Source organism: Flavobacterium sp. TAB 87 (genome assembly GCF_001529295.1).
Taxonomy (GTDB): domain Bacteria; phylum Bacteroidota; class Bacteroidia; order Flavobacteriales; family Flavobacteriaceae; genus Flavobacterium.
Map to the genome: position 1 here is coordinate 315,910 of NZ_LLWK01000038.1, position 21,836 is coordinate 337,745.

Genomic DNA, 21,836 nt, shown 5'->3' on the forward strand with positions numbered 1-21,836 from the left:
TGAGTTTCAAATGTAATAAAAATGCGGAAAGTTTGGATGAGAAACGACAGAAACTGCACTTTTTTGTTATCTTTGCTGACTGCTTTAATAAAACAATAATACATGGCTTTAGTTACCGCGAAAGAAGTTGCAGATGCAATAAATGTTAGTAAGTATGGCGTGTTTGGCACGTTCTCTGGCTGGTTGCTGATGAAGGTGCTAAAAATTTCTACACTCAATAAAATTTACGACCGTAACAAACATCTAGAAGATGTGACCTTTATTAGTGCGGTTTTAGATGATTTAAAAATAAAATTTGAGATTCCGGAAGAAGACTTCAAACGTTTGCCAAAAGACGGAGCTTACATTACGATTTCCAACCATCCTTTGGGTGGAGTTGACGGTTTGTTACTTTTAAAGTTAATGCTCGAAAGAGAACCTAATTTTAAGATTATTGCCAATTTTTTATTGCATCGTATTGAGCCAATGAAAAAATACATCATGCCCGTAAATCCTTTTGAAAACCATAAGGATGCTAAATCGAGTTTGATAGGAATTAAAGAAACATTGCGCCATTTGAAAGATGGAAAGCCTTTGGGTATTTTTCCTGCTGGTGAAGTGTCAACGTATGCTGATGGAAAATTAGTAGTAGATAAACCTTGGGAAGAAGGAGCAATAAAATTGATTCGCAAAGCAAATGTTCCCGTAGTTCCTATTTATTTTCATGCAAAAAACAGCCGTTTGTTTTATATTTTATCTCGATTGAACGGTACCTTGCGTACGGCAAAGTTGCCCTCGGAGGTATTGACTCAGAAAAATAGAATTATAAAGGTTCGTGTTGGAAAACCAATTTCGGTTGCCGAACAAAACGAGATTGAAAACTTTGATGATTATTCTGAATTTTTGCGTCGCAAGACTTATATGTTGGCCAATCCTTTTGAAAAAGAACACAAACTTTTGCATGCGCCCTCATTAAAAATTCCTAGAAGCCCAAAACAAATAGTTACTGCAACGGATCAAAATAAAATTGAAGCAGAAGTTAAAACGCTTCGAGATAATGATTGTCGATTGTTGCAAAGTAAAAATTACGAAGTGTTTTTTGCCGATGCAAAAGCGATTCCGAATATCTTGCACGAAATTGGTCGATTAAGAGAAATTACTTTTAGAGAAGTTGGTGAAGGAACAAACGAATCTATTGATATTGATAAATTTGACCAATATTACCACCATATGTTTTTGTGGGATGAAGATGCTAAGAAAATAGCCGGTGCCTATCGCATGGGACTGGGTTCTGAGATTTATCCAAAATACGGAATTGCAGGATTCTATTTGAATGATTTATTTAGATTCGAACCAGAACTGAACGATATGATGCAAAATTCTATCGAAATGGGTCGCGCTTTTATCATCAAACAATACCAACAAAAGCCAATGCCCTTGTTTTTGTTGTGGAAAGGAATTATTCATACCACATTGCGTTACCCAGAGCATAAGTATTTAATTGGCGGAGTAAGTATCAGCAATCAGTTCTCGGACTTCTCGAAATCGTTGATGATTGAGTTTATGAAGTCTAATTATTACGATCCGTACATTGCCCAATACATTCATCCGAAAAAAGCCTATAAAGTTAAACTGAAGGATGCCGATAAAGATTTCATTTTTGACGAAGCAGAATCAGATCTAAATAAATTTGATAAAATTATTGATGAGCTAGAACCAGGAAATTTGCGTTTGCCTGTTTTGATTAAAAAATACATCAAACAAAACGCACGCGTAATTGCATTTAACGTAGATCCGTTATTTAATAATGCGATCGATGGTTTAATGTATATTCGAATTGCTGATATTCCTGAAAGTACTATGAAGCCTGTAATGGAAGAATTTCAATTGGAATTGGAACGTAAACTTTCAGACAAAGAAGAATAGTCTTTTTTAATAAACATAAAAAATCCCGTTTCGATTGAAACGGGATTTTTTTATGTTTATTTACAATAGAACTATAGTACTATTTATTCTACTCCGATTTGATTCATTTCATCAAATTCATTTTTTGGATCTGCACCATATTGGTTTGATCCCTTCTCTCCTTCCGTGCAAGCTAATATTAGGCTATATATAGGAATCAAAAGAAACCAACCACTCTTTCCTACATCATGCATTCTTCTAACGCCTACTGCTATAGAAGGAATTAGAACGGCTAAACTGTAAAGGTTAGCTGCCATGCCAAGTGTAGGTGAAATAAGTCCAAGGACAAAACCCAAAATAAAACTTACAATAATGTTTGCTAGCGTGAACATCCAGAATTCTGTTCTTCTCGCTCTTCCATTAAAATTTGCGTAGTTATCAAAAACTACTTTTTTGTACCATTCAATCATATTTATAATTAGTTAGTTAGTTAGTTAGTTAGTTACTTGTTGAAGCGACAAGATTGCAAAATTTCAGCAATTTATAAGTACTTACTTAAAATTTGTAAAAAACAATCTCATTATAGTTTAAATAAAAAATGCCGCAGCAATTGCGACGGCATTTATTTATAACTATTAGAACCAACCTTTCCTACCCACTTGGTACGTTTGGTAAAACTCTTCGTCTGATTTAGTTAGATAAATGATACCCTCAATTAATCCCATTATACTAGCAATTCCGCATGTTACTAATGTTAGTACTATTTGAATAATTCCTTCTTTAGTATATCCCAAGATAAATTTATGCACTCCAAATCCTCCTAAAAGTATCGCTAAAATTCCTGCTACCACTTTTTTGTTTTCTGGTCTTGCTACTTGCGCATTCCATTGTTCTACTGGTTTATTGTTTTCCATTTTAAAATTTAATGATTAGGGTTAAACAGCAAAAATAAAAAATTTATGGAATAATTAACCATATTTTACTGAAATATCAATATTTATAATTTTAATTGTACAATTTATTAATTTTATCCACAATTACTTGTGCCAAACGCTCGTGGCTCTCAAATGTCCAGCCGGCTATATGTGGCGTTAATAGCGAATTTTTTGCTTGTAATAAATATTTTAAGGCTTCGGGAGTTTCACCGTCTCCAAACATGGTTTCAAAAGAAAGTTGCTCATATTCTAAAACATCCAAACCAGCACCTAGAATTTTTTGAGATTTCATAGCTTTCACTAAATCGTCAGTGACAATGTTTTTACCACGAGAGGTGTTGATGATCCAAAATGGTTTAGTAAATGAATTAATGAAAGTAGTATCAATCATTTTATTTGTTTGTGGCGTCCACGGTAAATGCAAACTTAAAACATCCACCTTTTGTTGAAATTCGGCTAATGAAACTTGCTTCGCATTCGCATCTCCTACATCTTTCAATATATCATAACACAAAACTTCTACCTCAAAACCACATAGTTTTTTAGCAAATGCTTTGCCCATATTTCCGTAACCAATTATACCAACCGTTTTTCCATCTAACTCATGTCCGCGATTGCTTTCTCTGTTCCAGAGTCCCGACTTAACTTCGTTATCGGCTTGATTTAATTTATTAAAAAGTGATAAAATCACTCCCAAGGTCTGCTCGGCAACTGCATTTCTATTGCCTTCGGGAGCAGCGATTAATTGAATGTCTTTTGATGTCGCATAGTCACAATCGATACTTTCCAATCCTGCTCCAACTCGTGCTATAAACTGCAAATTGGTGGCTTGATCCAGAAACTGCTTGTCGATTTTAAAACGACTTCGAATAACAATTCCATTATAGTCTTTTATTTTTGCTTCGATTTCTGCTTTACTTGAGGCGAAATCGGCATGGTTTTCAAAACCTGCTGCTTCCAAACCGTTCCAAAGCACGGGATTGTTACTGTCTATGTGTAAAATTTTTATTTTCATGCTGCCCTTTTTATTGCCTATTTCAGTTAGTACGATTCATTGTATTTGTAAGAGAACCTGCCCTTCTTATTCCTTCAGCCTCCTTTTACAAAGCTATCAAAAAAAACACGGTATTGCTTTAGGAGTGTAGCATACCTTATTTTAAAAAATTAAAATCACAAAAAAGAAACAGTCGATAATTTATAACTCTCTTTTTTTTAACTTTGCAAATTATGCGGTTTTAGCATAGAAAACATCTACAAAACACATCCTTTTATAAATGAAATTAACAAAAACATTCAAAGTCTTTTTTGAAAATGAAAAGTCTGGTGGTATACTTTTAATTCTCGTCACTGCACTCTCTCTCTTTCTCGCCAATTCGGCGGTTTCTGCAGATTACGTCGCTTTTTGGAACACGCAAATTGGTCATCATACCGTTACTGATTGGATCAATGACGGACTTATGACCATCTTTTTTTTATTGATTGGGTTGGAATTAGAGCGCGAAATTTACAAAGGTGAGTTGTCTAATATTAAAAACGCAGCATTACCAATTTTTGGTGCTTTAGGCGGAATGGTCGTTCCTGCTGGATTGTTTTTGCTATTAAATTTTGGTACCGCTACGCAAAATGGTGCAGGAATACCAATGGCTACTGATATTGCTTTTGCGATTGGCGTTTTATCTTTATTGGGGAATAGAGTACCGACTTCACTGAAAATATTTTTAACAGCGCTTGCCGTTATTGATGATTTGGGTGCCATTTTGGTCATTGCTATTTTTTACACCAAATCAATCGCTTATGATAACTTAGCAATTGCTGCGGGAATTATGGGCGTTTTATTTATTTTGAACCGAATGAAAATACAAAACTTAATTCCGTATTTAGTCGGTGGTTTCATTATGTGGTATTTTATGTTAAGTTCGGGAGTTCATGCCACCATCACCGGAGTGCTACTCGCTTTTGTGATTCCGTTTTCTGGCGGAAGTAGCAAAACCACTTCTTATAAATTACAGCATTTTTTACATAAACCTGTTGCCTTTCTTATTCTGCCACTATTTGCCATGGCCAATACGTGCATCGCGATTAATACCGATTGGCACGAAGGTTTAAGTCACCCCAATGCACTGGGAATTATTTTAGGATTAGTGGTTGGAAAACCTGTCGGAATCTTATTATTTGCTTTTTTAAGTGTGATCTTAGGAATTTGTGCGTTACCCAGCGATGTAAAATGGAAACATATTTTAGGGGCAGGAATGTTGGGTGGAATTGGTTTTACGATGTCGATTTTTGTAACGATACTTGCCTTTACAGATCCCGAAGTAATTACGTATTCTAAAATTGCTATTTTGATCGCTTCGCTGACTTCTGGAACAATTGGTTTTTTATTCCTGAATTCAATTTTAAAAAAGAAACACAAAAAGCATATTGATCACAAGCACCATTCTAACGCATAAAATTATTTTATAAAAAAAAGGACTTTCAGCAAATGCTAAAAGTCCTTTTTTTATATAGCTGATTTTGATTAGCCTTTAATCTGTTTCAAAGACGTTTTTATTCCTTTAATTAAAGACGAACTAAAACCATTGTGTTCCATTTCGTTCAGTCCAACAATTGTACAACCTTGTGGTGTTGTAACTCGATCTATTAATTGTTCGGGATGCACTCTTTCTTCTAATAACATTTTTGCCGCTCCTTTCACCGTTTGCGCAGCAATCGCCAAAGCAGTTTCCGAATCAAAACCAATTTCGATGCCCGCCTGCATGGATGCCCGTATGTAACGCAACGCGTAAGCCGTTCCGCAAGCACCTAAAACTGTCGCTGCATCCATTAATTTTTCGTCAATTACAGGAGCCGTTCCAAGATCTTGAAATAAATCTACAATTGGAAGTGCAAATTCTCTGTCCTTTTCAGGAAAAGAAATACAAGTCGCAGATTCTCCAAATTGTGCCGCAATATTTGGCATAATACGCACCACTGGATAGTCGTTATTAGTCTTCGTCTGAAGCATTTCTAAAGAAACACCACTGACCGCCGAAGCAATCGTTTTATTTTTTATTGACGGTAGAATCTCCGCCAAAACGATATCTACTTGATAGGGTTTTATGGTTAGAATTACCACGTCAGCATCTTCAATATTGTGTTTATTATCAGAAGAAACAGTAATTCCTAAATCCTGCAAATGCAAAATACTAGCCGTATTTCGTCGGGTCACGGTCACTTGATTGTTTTTTGAAAATTTAGCAATTCCTATGGCAATAGAAACTCCTAAGTTTCCTCCTCCAATAATATGTACGTTCATTGTTTAGTTTTTTATAATAGTTTGTCAATTAAAAACATTCCGGAAATAGAGAAATAGATAATTAAACCTGTAACATCTACTAAAGTAGCTACAAAAGGTGCCGATGCTGTGGCGGGATCCATGCCGAGTGCCCGCAGTACAAAAGGTACTAGCGAACCAGCAAGCGTTCCCCATAAAACGATAATCACCAGCGAACAGGAGACGCTCAAGGCGATCCAAATCCAGTATTCGCCGTAATCATAAAAACCAGCCTCCTGCCAAACGAAAATTCGAATGAAGCCAATCGTTCCTAAAATAGCTCCTAAAAATAGTCCTGAAAATAGCTCCTTTTTCATCACGTACCACCAGTCGCCCAATTGTAATTCTTTTAATGCCATGGCCCGAATAATTAAGGACGCGGCTTGTGATCCTGAATTTCCTCCACTCGAAATAATCAAGGGTACAAAAAGTGCTAACACGATTGCTTTTGAAATCTCACCATCATAATGCCCCATCGCCGAGGCGGTGAGCATTTCTCCAAAGAACAATATGATCAACCAACCGGCTCTTTTTTTAACCAACTCCAGCAACGAAGTTTTAGTGTAGGATAAATCCAATCCTTCGGTTCCACCAAACTTCTGAATATCCTCTGTATCTCGCTGTTCAATTACATCTAAAACGTCGTCAATCGTAATTCGGCCCACTAATCTGCCCAGTTCATCAACAACCGGAATTGCTTCTAAATCGTATTTCTGCATGATGCGAGCTACCTCAACATCTTCCGCATTTACGTTAACGGAATTTAATTTTTTGATGTACACCTCACTAATAGGCGTTCTTGTAGAAGTTGTCAATAAATCTTTCAGCGAAAGTCTTCCTTTCAATCTGTTGTCGTCATCTACCACGTAAATGGAGTGCACTCTCGAAACATTTTCAGCTTGAACCCGCATTTCCTTCACGCAAGTCAATACATTCCAATTTTCATTGACTTTTACCAACTCTTTTCCCATCAAACCACCTGCAGAATTCTCGTCGTAACGCAGTAGGTCTACAATGTCTTTGGCGTGTTCGACGTCCATCAATTCATTGATAACTTCGGCTTTTATCTCTTGAGATAATTCTCCGATAATATCCGCTGCATCATTCGTGTCTAGCTCGTCTAGTTCTTCCGCAATTTCTTTGGGAGAAAGACGACTTAATATGTTTTCCCGCAAATCTTCTTCTAATTCTAAAAGAATTTCTGCGGTTTGATCACTATCTAAAACCTTAAAAATATATGTAGCCTCTTCAAAATCTAGTTTTCCTAAAATTTCCGCGATATCCGCATGGTGCATATCGTTAAGCATTGCCGCAAGGTCACTGTCGTTCTTTGCTACAATATGTTTTTCTAATTGTGATACTAATGCCTTACTTACTTTAAACTCCATCTGCTTCTATTTTTAGCGTCATTTCAATAAATTCTTCCACACTCAATTGCTCAGGGCGTTTATCAAAAATTACGTCTTCCCGCAATCCATCTGATAAATTCAACGTTTTTAAACTGTTACGCATTGTCTTTCTGCGCTGTTGAAAAGCTGTTTTTACTACTGTAAAAAACAATTTTTCTCCGCATGGCAAACTGTAATCGTCTTTTCGCTTCATAATCATCACGCCCGATTTTACCTTGGGGGGAGGATTAAAAACGTTTTCATCTACGGTAAATAAGTATTCGGTGTGGTAAAATGCTTGCGCTAAAACAGACAAAATTCCGTAGGCTTTAGAACCCTTTTTTTCGCAGATGCGTTGGGCTACTTCTCTTTGAAACATTCCTGAAAACTCGGGAATCTGATTGCGCAACTCTAACGTTCTAAAAACAATTTGAGTCGAAATATTATAAGGGAAGTTGCCAATAATAGCAAATTGCTTTCCTTCAAAAACTTCATTTACGTCGTATCGCAAAAAATCTTTAGAGATGATTTTATCTTTTAATTTCGGATAATTGGCATCTAAATACGTAACCGATTCAGTATCGATCTCAATTACATAGGTATCTATCGGTTTTTCGAGTAAGTATTTGGTCAGCACGCCCATTCCTGGTCCAATTTCTAGAACCTGATCGTATCCTTTTAAGCTTAATGAATCGGCAATGTCTTTGGCGATACTTTCGTCTTTTAAGAAATGTTGTCCTAAATGTTTTTTGGCTTTTACTTTTTCCATGGTGCTGATTTTATCTTCTTTGCTCACATTTTTATTTGTTGGCTTTATGTTTGATTTAAATTCTCACGCAAAGTCATGCTGCTGCAAAGGTCTTTTGTATTTTCTTTATTCTTTACTCGTTCTTCTGTTGTCTTCTTAGAAATTAATGCTCGGAAATTACTTCCAATTCCGTTCGGAAAGAAAGTATTTTGTCTGCAAATAACTGCATCGCTTCTTGTTGAAATTGCGCTTGGTGTTCTTGGTAGTATTTTTCTAAGGTTTCCTTACTGTCGGCTACATATTGTACCGAATAAGTCACGCCGCCCATTTCTTCTTCAACCAAAACTTTTACAATTCGTGCTGACGAAAAAGTATTGGTTGCCAAAATTTCAGGAATGTGCTTTTGCTGCATCCAAGTCAACCATTGGTCGTGTATGCTTTCTTGTATATTGGTAGTAACGTTGTAAATTATCATTTTTTTTATATTTCAATCCTTCTGTTTTCTGAAGGTTAATTATTTCTTATCTTATTCTTTTTAATCGTACCCTATAAAATCTTCTCTTTACTTTTGCAGAATTATAAATTTGTATCACCTCTTATGGTTCGGTAGGTCTTTCTTGCTTCGACAAAATAAATACTATCTTGATGATTAAAAATGATCTTCTCGTATAATGGCTTTGCCTTTTCTGGATTTTGCAGCTTTTCATTGTAAATTTCTGCCGAAAAAAACAGCGCTTCATCTGCATAAATTCCATCACTGTGGTGGTCAATTATCAATTGAAATTGCGCCAAAGCTAAATCGTATTGTTTCAAACTTTCATGGGTTTGCCCTAATCGCAACAACGTAACAGTTTCTATTTCATTTCCTTTAAATTGATTTAAAACCAACTGAAACTGAACAATTGCTTCTTGTTTTCTGTTTTGGTATAACAAATAATCACCTTTGGCGAAGGCTTTTAAAGCCACTTGCGTAGAATCAGCAACAGTATTGTCATTGATCAATAAAAAATATTCTAACGCATCATTTGCAATCAATTGTGTACTGGCCGACTTTAGGGTTTTAAATTGTTTTAATGCCCAAACAAAATCCGTTTTAAAATAGCTCGTTTTTGCAGCTTTTAAACTCGCTTCGTGCGCTACAACATCATTTTTTAAATCCAATTCGATTTGCGAATAATACAGTAAAGCTTGATTGAATTTCTCTTCGAAAAGTAAGATATCTGCCAGTTCCATTTTAGCTTCTGCTATCTGATAATTGTTTAAAGGCAGATCCATCGCATTTTTAATAATGGTTCTAGCTTCTTCGGGTTTCTTCAAGTTAAATGCAACAAAATGTGCCTGAATCAGCTGCAAAGATAAGGTAAACGGACTAATTTCAAATTTAGAAAGCAGTCCCGTTAATTCTGCATCAATCGCAGGAAATTCTTTGTACGTAGCCTCTTCAATTTTAATCTTCATTAATTTGGTGTTGGCTTGTACCAAAACATCCAAATCCTTGGAATTTGCGATTACAAAAGTCAAAATTTTACGTGCTACTTCTTCATCGTCTTCATCTAAAGCAAATTGGGCTAAATTGATGATACTTGCCAACGATTCGGGTTCGCGTTTATAAATTGCTTTTTCTTGAATAAATGCCTTCGAGAATTCTTGTTGTTGCACATAAAACCAACTCAAATAGTGGTTCCAATATACATCTTGGTCTTTTTGGGTGCGCAAAATTAATGCTTTTCGCAAGGCATCTCTAAAACCAGTGTCAATATCATCGCTCATAAAGCGCGCCAATTGACTCTGAATCAAATTGCTGTTTTGTTGGCTTTGAAAAGATTCTGTCAACAAGGTTTCAATCATCAAATCTGTTTTGCCTAGTTGTCCGTATAAAAGACCAATTTGAAAATTAAAATTATAATTGGGCTGAATAGTCGAAGCCGTTTGATAGGCTTTTAATGCATAATCCAACAATACTTTTTTCTCAAATGAATTCGCGATTCCGAAAACTTCATTCGGCTTCTGGGTAATTTTCTCTAAAGCTTGATTGTAGTAACTGTTGGCTTTCTTCTCGTCTTTTTGCAGTTGGTAATTGTAACCCAATTCGATCAACAAAGTTCCCTGTTTGTATCTGCTGTATCTAGATTGAATGGTTTTCTCAGCCAAGTCGTACTGCTGCAATTGTTGGTAACAGTCGACAGTTCTAAGAAAATATTGAGTATTAGAAGGACTATTTGCCAGCAACTCTTCATAACTAAGTTTAGCTTTTTCAAAATCGCCTCTTTCGTAATAATATTGAGCGAGCTGCTCGTTTTGAGCGAAGGAAAGTGTAGACCACAACAAAACGATATAGATAAAAATGTTTTTCATATTCGGTTTTTAAAATGTTGTGGCTTAAAAAAACCTAACCGATTTTGAAGTCTGTTAGGTTTTGCTATAAAGTTAGTCTATAATGTCAAATCCGCAGTACGGACGCAATACTTCTGGAATTACAATTCCTTCAGGCGTTTGGTAATTTTCTAGAATTCCAGCCAAAACTCGTGGTAATGCTAATGAACTTCCGTTCAATGTATGCGCCAATTGGTTTTTACCGTCTTTGTCTTTGAAACGCAATTTCAGACGATTTGCCTGAAAAGTTTCAAAATTAGAAACCGAACTAATTTCTAACCAACGTTCTTGCGCTGTAGAAAACAATTCAAAATCGTAAGTCAATGCTGCCGTGAAACCCATATCGCCACCGCACAAACGTAAAATTCGGTACGGCAATTTTAGTTCTTGTAAAATTCCTTGAACATGTTCTACCATTCCGTCTAACGCTTTGTATGAGTTCTCTGGGTGTTCTATTCGTACAATTTCGACCTTATCAAATTGGTGCAAACGATTCAATCCACGAACGTGCGCTCCGTAAGAACCTGCTTCGCGACGGAAACAAGGCGTATAAGCCGTATTTAAAATTGGCAAATCACTTTCGTTTATAATTACGTCGCGGTACATATTAGTCACCGGAACTTCAGCAGTCGGAATCAAATATAAATCGTCTATAGTCGAGTGGTACATTTGCCCTTCTTTGTCTGGCAATTGTCCTGTACCGTAACCTGAAGCTTCGTTTACTAACAGTGGCACTTGCACTTCGGTATAACCTGCTTCGGTATTTTTATCTAAAAAATAATTGATCAACGCCCTTTGCAAACGCGCTCCTTTTCCTTTATAAACTGGGAAACCAGCGCCTGTTATTTTTGTTCCTAATTCGAAATCGATGATGTCGTATTTTTTTACCAATTCCCAATGTGGCATCGCTCCTTCATGCAAAACAGGAATTTCTCCTTGTTGATACACATTTAGGTTCTCCTCGGGTGTTTTTCCTTCGGGAACAATTTCGGCCGGGAGGTTGGGTAACGTATATAATTTTTGAGTCAATGCAAAAGCCAACGCCTCTGCTTTATCTGATAAATCTTTACTTTTTTCTTTTAATACAACGGTTTTCTCTTTTAAAATGGCCGCTTTGGCTTTTTCTCCAGATTTCATCAATTCGCCAATGTCTTTGGACAATCTATTAGATTCGGATAAAACAGTGTCTAATTCTACTTGCGTAGCACGACGCTTTTCGTCCAGTTGAACCACTTCTTCAACAACACTTTGGGCATCGAAATTTCGTTTTGCCAAAGCCTTGATTACTTGCTCCTGATTTTCTCTAATAAATGTAATTTGTAACATAGTTTATTTTTTATAACGGTAGCAAATTTAAGGAAATGTTTGGTACTTACGAGATAAAGTTGTTGTAAAAAAAGATTTCACTGAGACTCGCAAAAGTTACTCAGAGATTCGCTAAAATGTATCCAAAACTCAGCTTAACTTTGCGCTTTTTCTTTGCAGCTCTTTGCGAAACAACTCCTCGTGTATAACTATTCTCTCTTAATTTCGTGTCCCACAAATTCTTCTAATGCCGCAAACATTTCATCTACTGAAAGTATTTCGGTATCGGGATGATTTAAAAGAAAAGCGGCATTTAAGGCTACCAAATTCTCTTCTAATTCAAAATAAGTGTCGTTGTTCATTAGATCTCGAATCGGATTAACCCCTTCTAATTTTCCTTTGAAGAATTTATCGCGTTTTACACTGCTCATCAATCGGACTTTTTTGCATTGCGCTTGAAACAATTCCAAGTGTTTTTCGGCTCCAATTAAGGCCAATCCTTCTTCGATAAGTTCGTTTAATTCAGTGTTCCATTGCGAATTATACACAAATTGTGCAAAGTTACCTTCCGTATAGTTGGATGCGTAATAATCTAAATAATAACTCGTCAAGGAATCTTCGTGAATCAAATCGTCATCAATTTTTTCTTCGCGCATTAAGTTAATTACCGAAATATTGGAGTTGACCACATCTTGCGGATTTTCACTTGCTGCTGCTGTTTCTGAAATAATGATGCTTCCGAATTCCATTTGAGTTTGTTTTAAAGAGTTGATTGCAAATTTCGGAGAAATAATTGGAGAAATAAAATGTTTTATGCTGTAGATGAATAAGATTAAAACACCTATTTTTTTTTCGCAGATTAGTACCAATTTTTTTGGAATTGCTTTAGTGATAAAAATGATTTTTAACAGCAAATCACTCAGATTAGCACAAATTCTTTACGTTTTAGTACATAGAAAACACGTTCCAATTTATTTATTTTCCGCTTCGTCAGTATTCTTTTGCTCATTCATTTTCGCAACTAAGGCTTTCAATTGTTGCGCTCTCGCTTTTTTATCAGCTTGAATTTTAGCGTTTTTTCGATTGAGTAATTTGGTATGTAACGTCTTATTTTTAGTGTTTTTTTCGGGTCCTTTTGCCATGCTTTACAATCTTGTTGAGTTACAATTGCAAAGATAAATGAATAGTTAGAGCAGAAATAAAAAAAGCTGCATTACTTAGTAATGCAGCCTTTAATTTATTTGATAAGAAAACAAACGTTCTTATTTGGTTTTTAATGGTGGTAATTCAAATGCAACTGCATCGTGCTCAAAACCATTTCGGTGTGAACCATCGCAAAAAGGTTTGTTTGCAGATAATCCGCAACGACATAGACCTAAAGCTTTTCTTCCTTGCAAGTTGTAAACATTTCCGTTGGCATCGGTAATTTCGAAATCACCGTCTATTTTTATAGATCCGTTTTTATTGATCGTCAGTTTTGTTGTGCTCATAATATATTGGTGTTTTAAACAAAGATTGAAAATATATCACGAAGAATGTAAAACCAGCAGTAGTTTAAAATAATTCTAATTTAAAGTTGTTGTTTCGCGTTTTTGTCGCAGAGATGCTAAAAGGTTTGACAAAGAATCCCGCAGTTACTTTTGAAATCTGAATGCACTAAAATGAATACATGCTAGATTTATAGAAAAAACTCTGGTGAAGCGCTGTGTTAACTTTGCCGCGCTTTGTGTAATGTCAAGCGTTTTTCACAACAATAATAAGCAATTCCACCCGAAAAATATAAAAAGACGTCAATCCAATCTGCGGTATATCTTGAATTAATTTGGGGAAGATAATATTCGAAATAAATTGAATAAAAGCAAGTCATTACAATGACAAAAACAATAGAGAGCGTAAAAAAAGGATCTTTTTTCAGGAGTCGAATCGCGAATGTAATCGCACCTAGGACTAGCGGAAGACACAGCAAATCGTTGACATAATTATTGATCAATGCTGGCAAAACTATAGCTTGTTTTTGCAGTAGATAAATTGTCGAAGCGATAAGCGCCATTGCCAAATAAGCAATCCTTCCATAGTTGGGAAAATTAGATTTTTTTGTAAAAATTGCGACTTTTGAATTTTTTTCAAGCATTTTTATTTCACTTTAACCCGCTGCTGATGCGATGAGTGCTGCAATGAATCCACCAAAAACCATGGCGAAGAACGTCCAAATTGCATCAGCAGTTTGAAAAACAGAACGTATGAAACCATTTTTGTGCGTTGCTCCTTTTTTTAGGAATGTACTAATTCGGCTTGGTTCTTCTTTTTCTTTTTCAACTATTTTTTGCTGAATTTTCTTTTCGTTTTCGATTTTGCGCTTCAGAACCAAATCTAATATAGCGCCACAGTTGCTGCAATTTTCCTTATTTAAATTAATGGTATTGCACTCCAAACACTTGATATACGATTTACTCATAAATTATGTATTCTAAATTCTTTTAAATGTTTTTTTGCAACAGCCGACAGTCGCAATTTAAATGAGATTCAATCTTTTTTTTGAACTACATTCAAAGTTAGGGAATAATACTCGTTTGACGAGAGCGGATCAGAAATTGCTGGATTTTTATGAGCAAGAGAATGCCGAGTTTTATCGAAAACCGTATCTTTTCTAGTTCAGAAAAAGGTGTTATTAAAGAAAATTTGAGAAAATGGACGAGCAACCCTAGCCCAGATAGAAGTGAAAATCCTTTTGTGGCGGGGTTCGCCACAAAAGATTGTAGCGGATAGCTGGAATAGCTCCTTAAAAAACTTTAAAACTCTCGTTTCTATTGCTTATTTTTGCACTCAATAAAATTGAAAAATGATACAAAATCCGGATCGAGGCAACGCCGAATCGCGCGAAGCTAAAAGATATACCATTACTGCTGCTTTACCGTATACGAACGGGCCGATTCATATTGGACATTTGGCGGGCGTTTACGTGCCAGCCGATATTTATTCGCGCTATTTGCGTTTGCAAGGAAAAGATGTTGCGTTCATTTGCGGAAGCGATGAACACGGTGTGGCTATTTCGATGAAAGCTAAAAAAGAAGGCATTACGCCACAGCAAGTTATTGATAAATACGACGGTATTATTAGAAAATCGTTTATTGACTTCGGAATTTCATTTGATAATTATTCGAGAACTTCGGCTAAAATTCACCATGATACGGCTCAGGAATTTTTTAAAAAATTATACGATAACGGTGATTTCATAGAAGAAGTTACGGAACAATTGTATGATGCAAAAGCAGATCAGTTTTTGGCAGATCGTTTTGTGGTAGGAACTTGTCCAAAATGTGGCAACGAAGAAGCATACGGTGACCAATGTGAAAAATGTGGTTCGTCTCTGAATGCGACTGATTTAATCAATCCGAAATCGACGATTACAGGTGAAACGCCAGTAATGAAATCGACCAAACATTGGTTTTTACCTTTGAATGAATACGATTCTTTTTTGAGAGAATGGATTTTGGAAGGTCATAAAAACGACTGGAAACCTAACGTTTACGGTCAAGTAAAATCGTGGATTGACGGAGGTTTAGAGCCTCGCGCAGTAACGCGTGACCTAGATTGGGGAATTGATGTTCCGGTAGAAGGTGCTGAAGGAAAAAAATTATACGTTTGGTTTGATGCGCCAATTGGCTACATTTCTTCAACTAAAGAATGGGCAGCTCGCGAAGGAAAAGATTGGGAGCCGTACTGGAAAAATGAAGATACGAAATTGGTTCATTTTATCGGAAAAGACAATATTGTATTTCATTGCATTATTTTTCCTGCGATGTTGAAAGCCGAGGGAAGTTTTATTTTGCCAGACAATGTGCCTGCAAATGAATTTTTAAACTTAGAAGGAAATAAATTATCGACTTCTAAAAACTGGGCAGTTTGGTTGCACGAATATTTAGAAGAGTTTCCAGACAAGCAAGATGTATTGCGTTATTCGTTAACTTCAAATGCACCTGAATCAAAGGATAATGATTTTACTTGGAAGGATTTTCAAGCTAGAAATAATAACGAATTGGTAGCTATTCTTGGAAATTTTATCAATCGTGTGGTAGTTTTAACCAATAAATATTACGACGGATTTATTCCAACTCCAAACGAATTAACGGAAGTAGATGAAACAGTTTTAGCAGAATTAAAAGCCTATCCTGCCGTGATTTCTAGTTCTATCGAACGCTACCGTTTTCGTGAAGCGTTGGGTGAATTTATGAATGTCGCGCGTATCGGAAATAAATATTTGGCCGATGAAGAGCCTTGGAAAGTAATGAAAGACAATCCAGAGCGCGTAAAAACACAAATGTACATTGCATTGCAAATTGCTGCAGCTTTGAGTGTTTTGGCTGAACCATTTTTGCCATTTACTGCTACAAAATTGAACAAAATATTAAATAACCAAGGGAAATTAACTTGGACAAATGTTAGCGAATTCGACGAATTGATTCCTTCTGGACATCAAATTGGTGAAGCAGAATTGCTTTTCGCTAAAATTGAAGACGAGGAAATTCAGAAACAAATTGATAAATTGGAAGCAACAAAAACAGCCAACATAGCCGAGAATAAAAAAGCGGAACCACAAAAAGAATTAATTCAGTTTGAAGATTTTTCTAAAATGGATTTGCGTGTAGGAACAATATTAGAAGCCGAAAAAATGCCAAAAGCAAACAAATTGTTGGTATTGAAAGTAGATACTGGAATTGATGTTCGTACCATTGTTTCGGGAATTGCCGAAAGTTTTAAACCCGAAGATATTATTGGCAAAAAAGTAACCGTTCTAGTGAACCTTGCGCCAAGAGCGTTGCGCGGTGTAGAAAGTCAGGGAATGATTTTGATGACTACCAATGCCGAAGGGAAACTGGTTTTTGTGAATCCAGATACGGATGGCGCTGACAATGGCGAAACAATAAATTAAATTTTATAGTTTTTAAATAAAATAAGCAACAGTCGTTTCATACCATTTGAAGCGACTGTTTCGTTTTAAACGCATAGCAATATCGGCTATAGAAAAACTATAGTAATTTAAGTAAAAATGAATTTTCAATTTATTAGAACCTGAAACTACGTAATGTAAAAAATAATGACAAACTCGAAACCAAGAGCAGCGCTGGCCATTGGCATCCTTTGCATCTCCATTTTTCCAACATTGGTCAAATTGAATTTAACGCCTGGATTAATTTCGGCTTTTTACAGAATGACCTTTTCAATCTTGCTGCTGTTGCCATATGTGCTTTTGACCAAAAAACTCAATATGCCTTCAGTAAAAATGATTGTATTGTCGGTTTTGTGCGGAATAATTTTTGCTTCAGATGTTGCCGTTTGGAATATCGCTATTCAAGAATCTAGTGCCACTCAAGCCTCTTTATTAACCAACTTATCTCCCGTTTGGGTGGGAATAGGTTCCTTTTTATTCTTGACCAACAAACCCAAACGCAACTTTTGGCTCGGAACCTTAGTTGCAATTTTTGGGATGGTCACTTTTGTGGGTTTTCATTTTTTTGCCAATCTCGATTTTGACCGTGCTTTTCTTTTGGCCGTTTTATCTGGAATGTTATATGCTGTTTATTTATTGGTCAGCAAAAATATTTTGTCTGAAGTTGATGTACTCTCGTTTATGACGTTGAGTTTAATAGCATCTTCCATTTATTTGGGATTTGTCTGTTGGATTGCCAACGAACCTTTTAGCGGGTTTTCTAATGCGGGTTGGGGCGTTCTGGTTATTCAAGCGGTGGTTTGTCAATTGGCTGCTTGGTTGTTGATCAGTTACGCGACACAGAATATGCGTGCCACAAGAGTTTCTTTAAGTTTGTTGGGACAAGCTATTTTGACGGCTATTTTGGCGTGGTTGTTTCTGGATGAACAAATTACCCTTCAAATGATTGTCGGCGGAATTATTTTACTTTTCGGAATTCGAATCACCTTTTTTGAGGCACCAATTTCTTTAAAAAGTATTTTTTCGAAGAAGGAATAAACTTGCGAAGGTTACGCGGATTTTACTCCGTTTTATCAAACAAATAAAAACATAGGGTATGTGCAAAAAAGAATCTAATTAGAGAAATATATTTCTTTAACATAGATTACTATCCACCTTTAAAAATATGAAACACCTAAAACTAGGCTAAAGAAAGCTATGTCCCTATATGTTAGAAATAAGCTCTAAAGCAAACTCTCTTATTCCACTTAAAATAATGTGAAAGTCACTTTCTAATTCGTTTGTTTTAATTGATTTTCTTACTTTAGAGAAAAATCAAAAATCCCACCTTTATATATGACAGCTAGAATTCCAAATTTAAAAGTAATTGCTTTTGATGCCGACGATACTTTATTTGTAAATGAACCCTATTTTCAGCAAACCGAAGAAAAATTTTGTGCTTTGATGGAAGATTATCTGTCGCATCAAGGTCTGTCGCAAGAATTGTTTAAAACAGAAATCGCAAATTTACCTTTGTATGGTTACGGCATTAAAGGGTATATTCTATCGATGATCGAAGCGGCGATTAGTATTTCTAATAGTACGATTCCGATTGAAGTGGTCTCTAAAATCATGCAGTACGGAAAAGAATTGCTAGACAAACCTATCGAATTGTTAGAAGGTGTCGAAGAAACATTGCAAGCATTACATGGAAAATACAAGTTGGTTGTGGCGACCAAAGGTGACCTCAAAGACCAACACAGCAAATTGCACCGTTCTGGTTTGGGCGCTTATTTTCACCATATCGAAGTAATGTCGGACAAAAAAGAGATGGATTACGAGAAGTTACTTAAACGTCTTGATATCCAACCAAATGAATTTTTAATGATTGGCAATTCGCTAAAATCAGATGTTTTACCTGTTTTAGAAATTGGAGGTTCGGCAGTTCACATTCCTTTTCATACCACTTGGGAGCACGAAAAAATCAATCATAAAGTAGTGCATGAAAATTTCAAGACATTACCTAATGTAACAGCCGTTTTATCTTTATTTACATAAATAGTAAAGTATCGCAACTTTTAAAAATTTAATTTTCAAAAGTTAAAGTTTATTTAGAATGCATAAAAATAAGATTAATTATTTTATATTTGCCTTATAATTAAAGCAATAGATTTTGAGCAAGAAAGAAAAATCAAAAGACAAGGATAAATCGTCCGACAAGAAAAAAGAAAAGAAAAAGGATAAAAAGACAGAACTTCTTGGCGAGATGAAAAAATCCGATAAATGCAAATCGACTTGTTGTGAAAAATATAAAAAGAGCGAAAAAAAGCGCTGTTCAAGATGCCCAATGTTCGATTTAATCGAGAAAGTAGCGTAATAAAACATAAGTACATTAAAAAGTCCGCACCATTGGTTCGGACTTTTTTGTTCTGGAAATCTGTAAAAGCAAAAAACCTCGCAATCAAAAGATTACGAGGTTTTTAAGTACCCGGAGCCGGAGTACCATAATTTTTTAATTGATTTTATCTGTTTTTAACTTGCTTTTATTACTATATTTGCGCTAAACAAAGTTCGAATTTGATTTTTTCATATGATTTTTTTCATTTTAAATTCAAATTTAGCCACCCTTTTGACCACCCTTTATTTTAATTTAATTCGTTTTAACTCGAATGAAAGTAATTTTTGAACTAAGAAAAGAGAAAGCTACAGCAAATGGACTAATACCAATTCAATTTGTTATTAGAGCTGAAGGAATAAGAATAAGAAAAAATGCAGGTTTTAGCACCAAAGAATCATACTGGACAGGTTCGCGTGTAAAGCCAAATTTGAAAAAGGAAGAAGATAACAATTACCAATTCATTAATGATGAATTACAAAAAATTGAATCTAAAGTGAACGATATTTTTTTCTTTTTCAGAGCTAATAAAATACCCTTTTCAAAAGACACATTTCTAGAAAAATTTGAATCCAAACAAAGTAATTCAAAGTCAAAAATTGATTTTTTCGAATGTTTTGAGGAATACTTAACTTCTGGCAAATTATCAAAAGCTTATAATACCATAAAAGCACAAACTACAATAAAGAACTTTTTAAAAATGTTTGAAGATGAAACTGGATTTATCATCACATTTGAAAAATTAGACGGTTTTTTTTATGAAGAACTAATGAGATACTCTTTTTTAAAAAAAGAAATTAAAAACAATTACTTCGCAAAAATAATAGCTGTACTAAAGTCATTTTCAAGATGGGCATTAGACAAAAATTACCACACTAACAGAGAATTCGAGAAATTTAAAGGTATTGAACACGATGTGGATATAATTTATCTAACATTCGATGAATTGATGCTACTATATAACCGTGATTTTGAAAACTCTAGATTAAATCATACTAAAGATTTTTATTGTATGGGATGTTTTACTGGACTTCGATTTTCTGATTTATCTCAACTTCACAAAGCTAATATTACAGAAAACCACATTAACATTTCAATTCAAAAAACCAAAACACAGAATCACATAATCAGTTTAAATAAATACTCTAAACAGATTTTAAGAAAATACAAAGACACCATCTACGAGCCTCTACCAAGTATATCTCAGCAAAAGTTTAATGACTACATCAAAGAATGCTGTGAGATTGTCAAAATAAATAAACCTACAACTACAACAGGGTTTACAGGAACGAAGAAGATTCAGAACACAGTACCTAAATATGAATTAATCACTAGTCATACTGCACGTAAAACGTTTATAACCAATTCGCTACTATTAGGAATGGAGCCAAAGGCGATTAAAAAAATTGCCAACATAAAGAAAGATGCTGTTTTGGACAAATACATGAAAATTACGGAAGAATATACAGACGAACAAATGAACAAATGGAATTAATCATGTATAAAGATGAACGTAGCTTAACAGTCATATTAGAGAAAATCCTTAAAAAAGGAAAAAAATACAATACCATCGATCGTCTTATCTATTTTAAAATTGAGGAAAAAAAATTAAGAAGTATTATAAATTCGACGGACTTACATGGTTATTGGATAGAGGACTATAAATATGAATTTTTAACTCGATTTAATTATGTTATAGATTCCCTAAAACATACCATCATACATTGTTTTGGATTATATCCTTTTGAAGCTTATTCAAGAACTAAAAAAACTACAATTATTGATAATCCTTTTTTCCTTGGAATTTCCCCTTTTTTATTTCACAAAGATGAATGGGTAAACTTTATCATAAATGATATTAAAAAATGCGAAAATATTAACCTCTGTAATATTGAATCAATAATAATAAGCAGTTTAACAGATGTTTTATATAGGTTAGGCGAAGATTATTTTTTAATACAACATTCTTATTCTGCAAAAACATTTACAGATTATTCTCCAATTGCATTATTTTCATTACTTGTAGATGATATTTTTGAATTAATACAAAACAATAAAAATCAAGATTTAAGTATTCTAAAATCAGAAAAGAATGAAACAATATTTAATAAAATTATATTAAGAGATTATACAACTGGAAATATAATTGATGATATAATTAGAGGGTTTAAAGGAGATAAAGTTCTGTCAGAATACGAAAAACAAGAAATAAGAAAATTTGTTAGTCATATCTTCCAAAACAGAAAAGGGAAATGTATTGTTTATAAAGAAAATATAGATACAGACTTTATAGCAAACAACATAAAAATTATTAAAAAATCACTTACTCCAAAGCGAAATGATGAAATGGCAAATTGGACGAATAAACAAATTAGCGAAATAATACACAGGATAATCCCTAATCATTTTAAACTAAAAACAATAGAAAACTACTAAAAAACTATAAAAAAGACAGGTTCCTAAAACCAAAATAAAAACAAATAAATATCTATTTTTCAATTAGTTAGACTTAAATTTTAAAGATTTTAAAATTTAATGCTTTTTTTATTTTCAATTTTACAGCATTGA

Annotated in this window: 23 protein-coding genes; 9 read left to right on the top strand and 14 right to left on the bottom strand. The window is 34.7% G+C overall.

Features of this window, described 5'->3' with window-relative positions; translation table 11 throughout:
* Positions 1-102: 102 nt before the first annotated feature.
* A complete protein-coding gene (locus AP058_RS13485; protein WP_066311925.1) occupies positions 103-1,905 on the top strand; it encodes a GNAT family N-acyltransferase in 1,803 nt (600 codons plus the stop codon).
* Positions 1,906-1,988: 83 nt separating this feature from the next.
* On the opposite strand, the gene AP058_RS13490 is transcribed toward AP058_RS13485, so the two are convergent.
* The 3 genes from AP058_RS13490 to AP058_RS13500 all read right to left on the bottom strand — a co-directional run bounded on the left by AP058_RS13490 (position 1,989) and on the right by AP058_RS13500 (position 3,834).
* On the bottom strand, positions 1,989-2,354 hold the full coding sequence (locus tag AP058_RS13490; RefSeq protein WP_197413407.1) for a DUF805 domain-containing protein: 366 nt from the start codon (positions 2,352-2,354) through the stop codon (positions 1,989-1,991).
* A gap of 165 nt (positions 2,355-2,519) precedes the next feature.
* A complete protein-coding gene (locus AP058_RS13495) occupies positions 2,520-2,798 on the bottom strand; it encodes a TM2 domain-containing protein (RefSeq protein ID WP_066311927.1) in 279 nt (92 codons plus the stop codon).
* A 91-nt stretch (positions 2,799-2,889) separates the two neighbouring features.
* Positions 2,890-3,834, bottom strand: a complete 945-nt coding sequence (locus AP058_RS13500; protein WP_066311929.1) for a 2-hydroxyacid dehydrogenase — start codon at positions 3,832-3,834, stop codon at positions 2,890-2,892.
* A 259-nt stretch (positions 3,835-4,093) separates the two neighbouring features.
* On the opposite strand from AP058_RS13500, the gene nhaA reads away from it, so the two are divergent.
* A complete protein-coding gene (nhaA, locus tag AP058_RS13505) occupies positions 4,094-5,269 on the top strand; it encodes a Na+/H+ antiporter NhaA (RefSeq protein ID WP_066311931.1) in 1,176 nt (391 codons plus the stop codon).
* 68 nt (positions 5,270-5,337) lie between these two features.
* Here the strand turns inward: nhaA and proC are convergent, their stop codons facing one another.
* The 11 genes from proC to AP058_RS13555 all read right to left on the bottom strand — a co-directional run bounded on the left by proC (position 5,338) and on the right by AP058_RS13555 (position 14,401).
* Complete coding sequence (proC, locus tag AP058_RS13510; protein WP_066311939.1) at positions 5,338-6,114, bottom strand: pyrroline-5-carboxylate reductase; 777 nt, start codon at positions 6,112-6,114, stop codon at positions 5,338-5,340.
* An 11-nt stretch (positions 6,115-6,125) separates the two neighbouring features.
* On the bottom strand, positions 6,126-7,520 hold the full coding sequence (gene mgtE, locus AP058_RS13515; RefSeq protein WP_066311941.1) for a magnesium transporter: 1,395 nt from the start codon (positions 7,518-7,520) through the stop codon (positions 6,126-6,128).
* Entirely contained in the window at positions 7,510-8,289 is a 780-nt protein-coding gene (gene rsmA, locus AP058_RS13520) for a 16S rRNA (adenine(1518)-N(6)/adenine(1519)-N(6))-dimethyltransferase RsmA (protein WP_066313468.1), read from the bottom strand. Before rsmA ends, mgtE begins: the two co-directional genes overlap by 11 nt.
* Positions 8,290-8,431: 142 nt before the next feature.
* A complete protein-coding gene (locus AP058_RS13525; RefSeq protein WP_066311955.1) occupies positions 8,432-8,743 on the bottom strand; it encodes a DUF4286 family protein in 312 nt (103 codons plus the stop codon).
* Between the two features lie 101 nt (positions 8,744-8,844).
* Positions 8,845-10,623, bottom strand: a complete 1,779-nt coding sequence (locus AP058_RS13530; RefSeq protein ID WP_066311957.1) for a tetratricopeptide repeat protein — start codon at positions 10,621-10,623, stop codon at positions 8,845-8,847.
* A gap of 72 nt (positions 10,624-10,695) precedes the next feature.
* Positions 10,696-11,967 (bottom strand): serine--tRNA ligase, encoded by a 1,272-nt coding sequence (serS, locus tag AP058_RS13535; protein ID WP_066311959.1) that lies wholly within the window; start codon positions 11,965-11,967, stop codon positions 10,696-10,698.
* 188 nt (positions 11,968-12,155) lie between these two features.
* Positions 12,156-12,695 carry a hypothetical protein gene (locus tag AP058_RS13540; protein ID WP_066313470.1) on the bottom strand — a complete coding sequence of 180 codons (540 nt, stop codon included), beginning with the start codon at positions 12,693-12,695 and terminating at the stop codon, positions 12,156-12,158.
* Positions 12,696-12,917: 222 nt separating this feature from the next.
* Positions 12,918-13,088, bottom strand: a complete 171-nt coding sequence (locus AP058_RS17020) for a hypothetical protein (RefSeq protein ID WP_197413408.1) — start codon at positions 13,086-13,088, stop codon at positions 12,918-12,920.
* 120 nt (positions 13,089-13,208) lie between these two features.
* A complete protein-coding gene (locus AP058_RS13545; protein ID WP_066311961.1) occupies positions 13,209-13,436 on the bottom strand; it encodes a CDGSH iron-sulfur domain-containing protein in 228 nt (75 codons plus the stop codon).
* 218 nt (positions 13,437-13,654) lie between these two features.
* Positions 13,655-14,077 carry a hypothetical protein gene (locus AP058_RS13550; protein WP_231739662.1) on the bottom strand — a complete coding sequence of 141 codons (423 nt, stop codon included), beginning with the start codon at positions 14,075-14,077 and terminating at the stop codon, positions 13,655-13,657.
* 12 nt (positions 14,078-14,089) lie between these two features.
* Positions 14,090-14,401: a hypothetical protein gene (locus AP058_RS13555; protein WP_066311963.1), complete on the bottom strand. Its 312-nt coding sequence runs from the start codon at positions 14,399-14,401 to the stop codon at positions 14,090-14,092.
* A 149-nt stretch (positions 14,402-14,550) separates the two neighbouring features.
* Here AP058_RS13555 and AP058_RS16925 point away from each other — a divergent pair, with 149 nt between their 5' ends.
* The 7 genes from AP058_RS16925 (at position 14,551) to AP058_RS13585 (ending at position 21,704) form a co-directional block, all read left to right on the top strand.
* Positions 14,551-14,712: a hypothetical protein gene (locus AP058_RS16925; RefSeq protein ID WP_157492731.1), complete on the top strand. Its 162-nt coding sequence runs from the start codon at positions 14,551-14,553 to the stop codon at positions 14,710-14,712.
* Between the two features lie 73 nt (positions 14,713-14,785).
* Positions 14,786-16,876 (top strand): methionine--tRNA ligase, encoded by a 2,091-nt coding sequence (gene metG, locus AP058_RS13560; protein ID WP_066311965.1) that lies wholly within the window; start codon positions 14,786-14,788, stop codon positions 16,874-16,876.
* A 165-nt stretch (positions 16,877-17,041) separates the two neighbouring features.
* The gene (locus AP058_RS13565; protein WP_066311968.1) at positions 17,042-17,932 is read left to right on the top strand and encodes a DMT family transporter; all 891 of its coding nucleotides are present in this window, start codon (positions 17,042-17,044) and stop codon (positions 17,930-17,932) included.
* Between the two features lie 297 nt (positions 17,933-18,229).
* Positions 18,230-18,931: an HAD family hydrolase gene (locus tag AP058_RS13570; RefSeq protein ID WP_066311971.1), complete on the top strand. Its 702-nt coding sequence runs from the start codon at positions 18,230-18,232 to the stop codon at positions 18,929-18,931.
* 115 nt (positions 18,932-19,046) lie between these two features.
* Positions 19,047-19,250 carry a hypothetical protein gene (locus AP058_RS13575; protein ID WP_066311972.1) on the top strand — a complete coding sequence of 68 codons (204 nt, stop codon included), beginning with the start codon at positions 19,047-19,049 and terminating at the stop codon, positions 19,248-19,250.
* A gap of 292 nt (positions 19,251-19,542) precedes the next feature.
* The gene (locus AP058_RS13580) at positions 19,543-20,763 is read left to right on the top strand and encodes a site-specific integrase (protein WP_066311973.1); all 1,221 of its coding nucleotides are present in this window, start codon (positions 19,543-19,545) and stop codon (positions 20,761-20,763) included.
* Between the two features lie 2 nt (positions 20,764-20,765).
* On the top strand, positions 20,766-21,704 hold the full coding sequence (locus tag AP058_RS13585) for a hypothetical protein (protein WP_157492733.1): 939 nt from the start codon (positions 20,766-20,768) through the stop codon (positions 21,702-21,704).
* The last annotated feature ends 132 nt before the right edge of the window (positions 21,705-21,836 follow it).

What these genes read in the sequence shown, in the direction of transcription:
- AP058_RS13485 (WP_066311925.1), top strand. Translation starts at nt 103, where the DNA reads ATGGCTTTAGTTACCGCGAAAGAAGTTGCAGATGCAATAAATGTTAGT.
- AP058_RS13490 (WP_197413407.1), bottom strand. Translation starts at nt 2,354, where the DNA reads ATGATTGAATGGTACAAAAAAGTAGTTTTTGATAACTACGCAAATTTT.
- AP058_RS13495 (WP_066311927.1), bottom strand. Translation starts at nt 2,798, where the DNA reads ATGGAAAACAATAAACCAGTAGAACAATGGAATGCGCAAGTAGCAAGA.
- AP058_RS13500 (WP_066311929.1), bottom strand. Translation starts at nt 3,834, where the DNA reads ATGAAAATAAAAATTTTACACATAGACAGTAACAATCCCGTGCTTTGG.
- nhaA (WP_066311931.1), top strand. Translation starts at nt 4,094, where the DNA reads ATGAAATTAACAAAAACATTCAAAGTCTTTTTTGAAAATGAAAAGTCT.
- proC (WP_066311939.1), bottom strand. Translation starts at nt 6,114, where the DNA reads ATGAACGTACATATTATTGGAGGAGGAAACTTAGGAGTTTCTATTGCC.
- mgtE (WP_066311941.1), bottom strand. Translation starts at nt 7,520, where the DNA reads ATGGAGTTTAAAGTAAGTAAGGCATTAGTATCACAATTAGAAAAACAT.
- rsmA (WP_066313468.1), bottom strand. Translation starts at nt 8,289, where the DNA reads ATGGAAAAAGTAAAAGCCAAAAAACATTTAGGACAACATTTCTTAAAA.
- AP058_RS13525 (WP_066311955.1), bottom strand. Translation starts at nt 8,743, where the DNA reads ATGATAATTTACAACGTTACTACCAATATACAAGAAAGCATACACGAC.
- AP058_RS13530 (WP_066311957.1), bottom strand. Translation starts at nt 10,623, where the DNA reads ATGAAAAACATTTTTATCTATATCGTTTTGTTGTGGTCTACACTTTCC.
- serS (WP_066311959.1), bottom strand. Translation starts at nt 11,967, where the DNA reads ATGTTACAAATTACATTTATTAGAGAAAATCAGGAGCAAGTAATCAAG.
- AP058_RS13540 (WP_066313470.1), bottom strand. Translation starts at nt 12,695, where the DNA reads ATGGAATTCGGAAGCATCATTATTTCAGAAACAGCAGCAGCAAGTGAA.
- AP058_RS17020 (WP_197413408.1), bottom strand. Translation starts at nt 13,088, where the DNA reads ATGGCAAAAGGACCCGAAAAAAACACTAAAAATAAGACGTTACATACC.
- AP058_RS13545 (WP_066311961.1), bottom strand. Translation starts at nt 13,436, where the DNA reads ATGAGCACAACAAAACTGACGATCAATAAAAACGGATCTATAAAAATA.
- AP058_RS13550 (WP_231739662.1), bottom strand. Translation starts at nt 14,077, where the DNA reads ATGCTTGAAAAAAATTCAAAAGTCGCAATTTTTACAAAAAAATCTAAT.
- AP058_RS13555 (WP_066311963.1), bottom strand. Translation starts at nt 14,401, where the DNA reads ATGAGTAAATCGTATATCAAGTGTTTGGAGTGCAATACCATTAATTTA.
- AP058_RS16925 (WP_157492731.1), top strand. Translation starts at nt 14,551, where the DNA reads ATGAGCAAGAGAATGCCGAGTTTTATCGAAAACCGTATCTTTTCTAGT.
- metG (WP_066311965.1), top strand. Translation starts at nt 14,786, where the DNA reads ATGATACAAAATCCGGATCGAGGCAACGCCGAATCGCGCGAAGCTAAA.
- AP058_RS13565 (WP_066311968.1), top strand. Translation starts at nt 17,042, where the DNA reads ATGACAAACTCGAAACCAAGAGCAGCGCTGGCCATTGGCATCCTTTGC.
- AP058_RS13570 (WP_066311971.1), top strand. Translation starts at nt 18,230, where the DNA reads ATGACAGCTAGAATTCCAAATTTAAAAGTAATTGCTTTTGATGCCGAC.
- AP058_RS13580 (WP_066311973.1), top strand. Translation starts at nt 19,543, where the DNA reads ATGAAAGTAATTTTTGAACTAAGAAAAGAGAAAGCTACAGCAAATGGA.
- AP058_RS13585 (WP_157492733.1), top strand. Translation starts at nt 20,766, where the DNA reads ATGTATAAAGATGAACGTAGCTTAACAGTCATATTAGAGAAAATCCTT.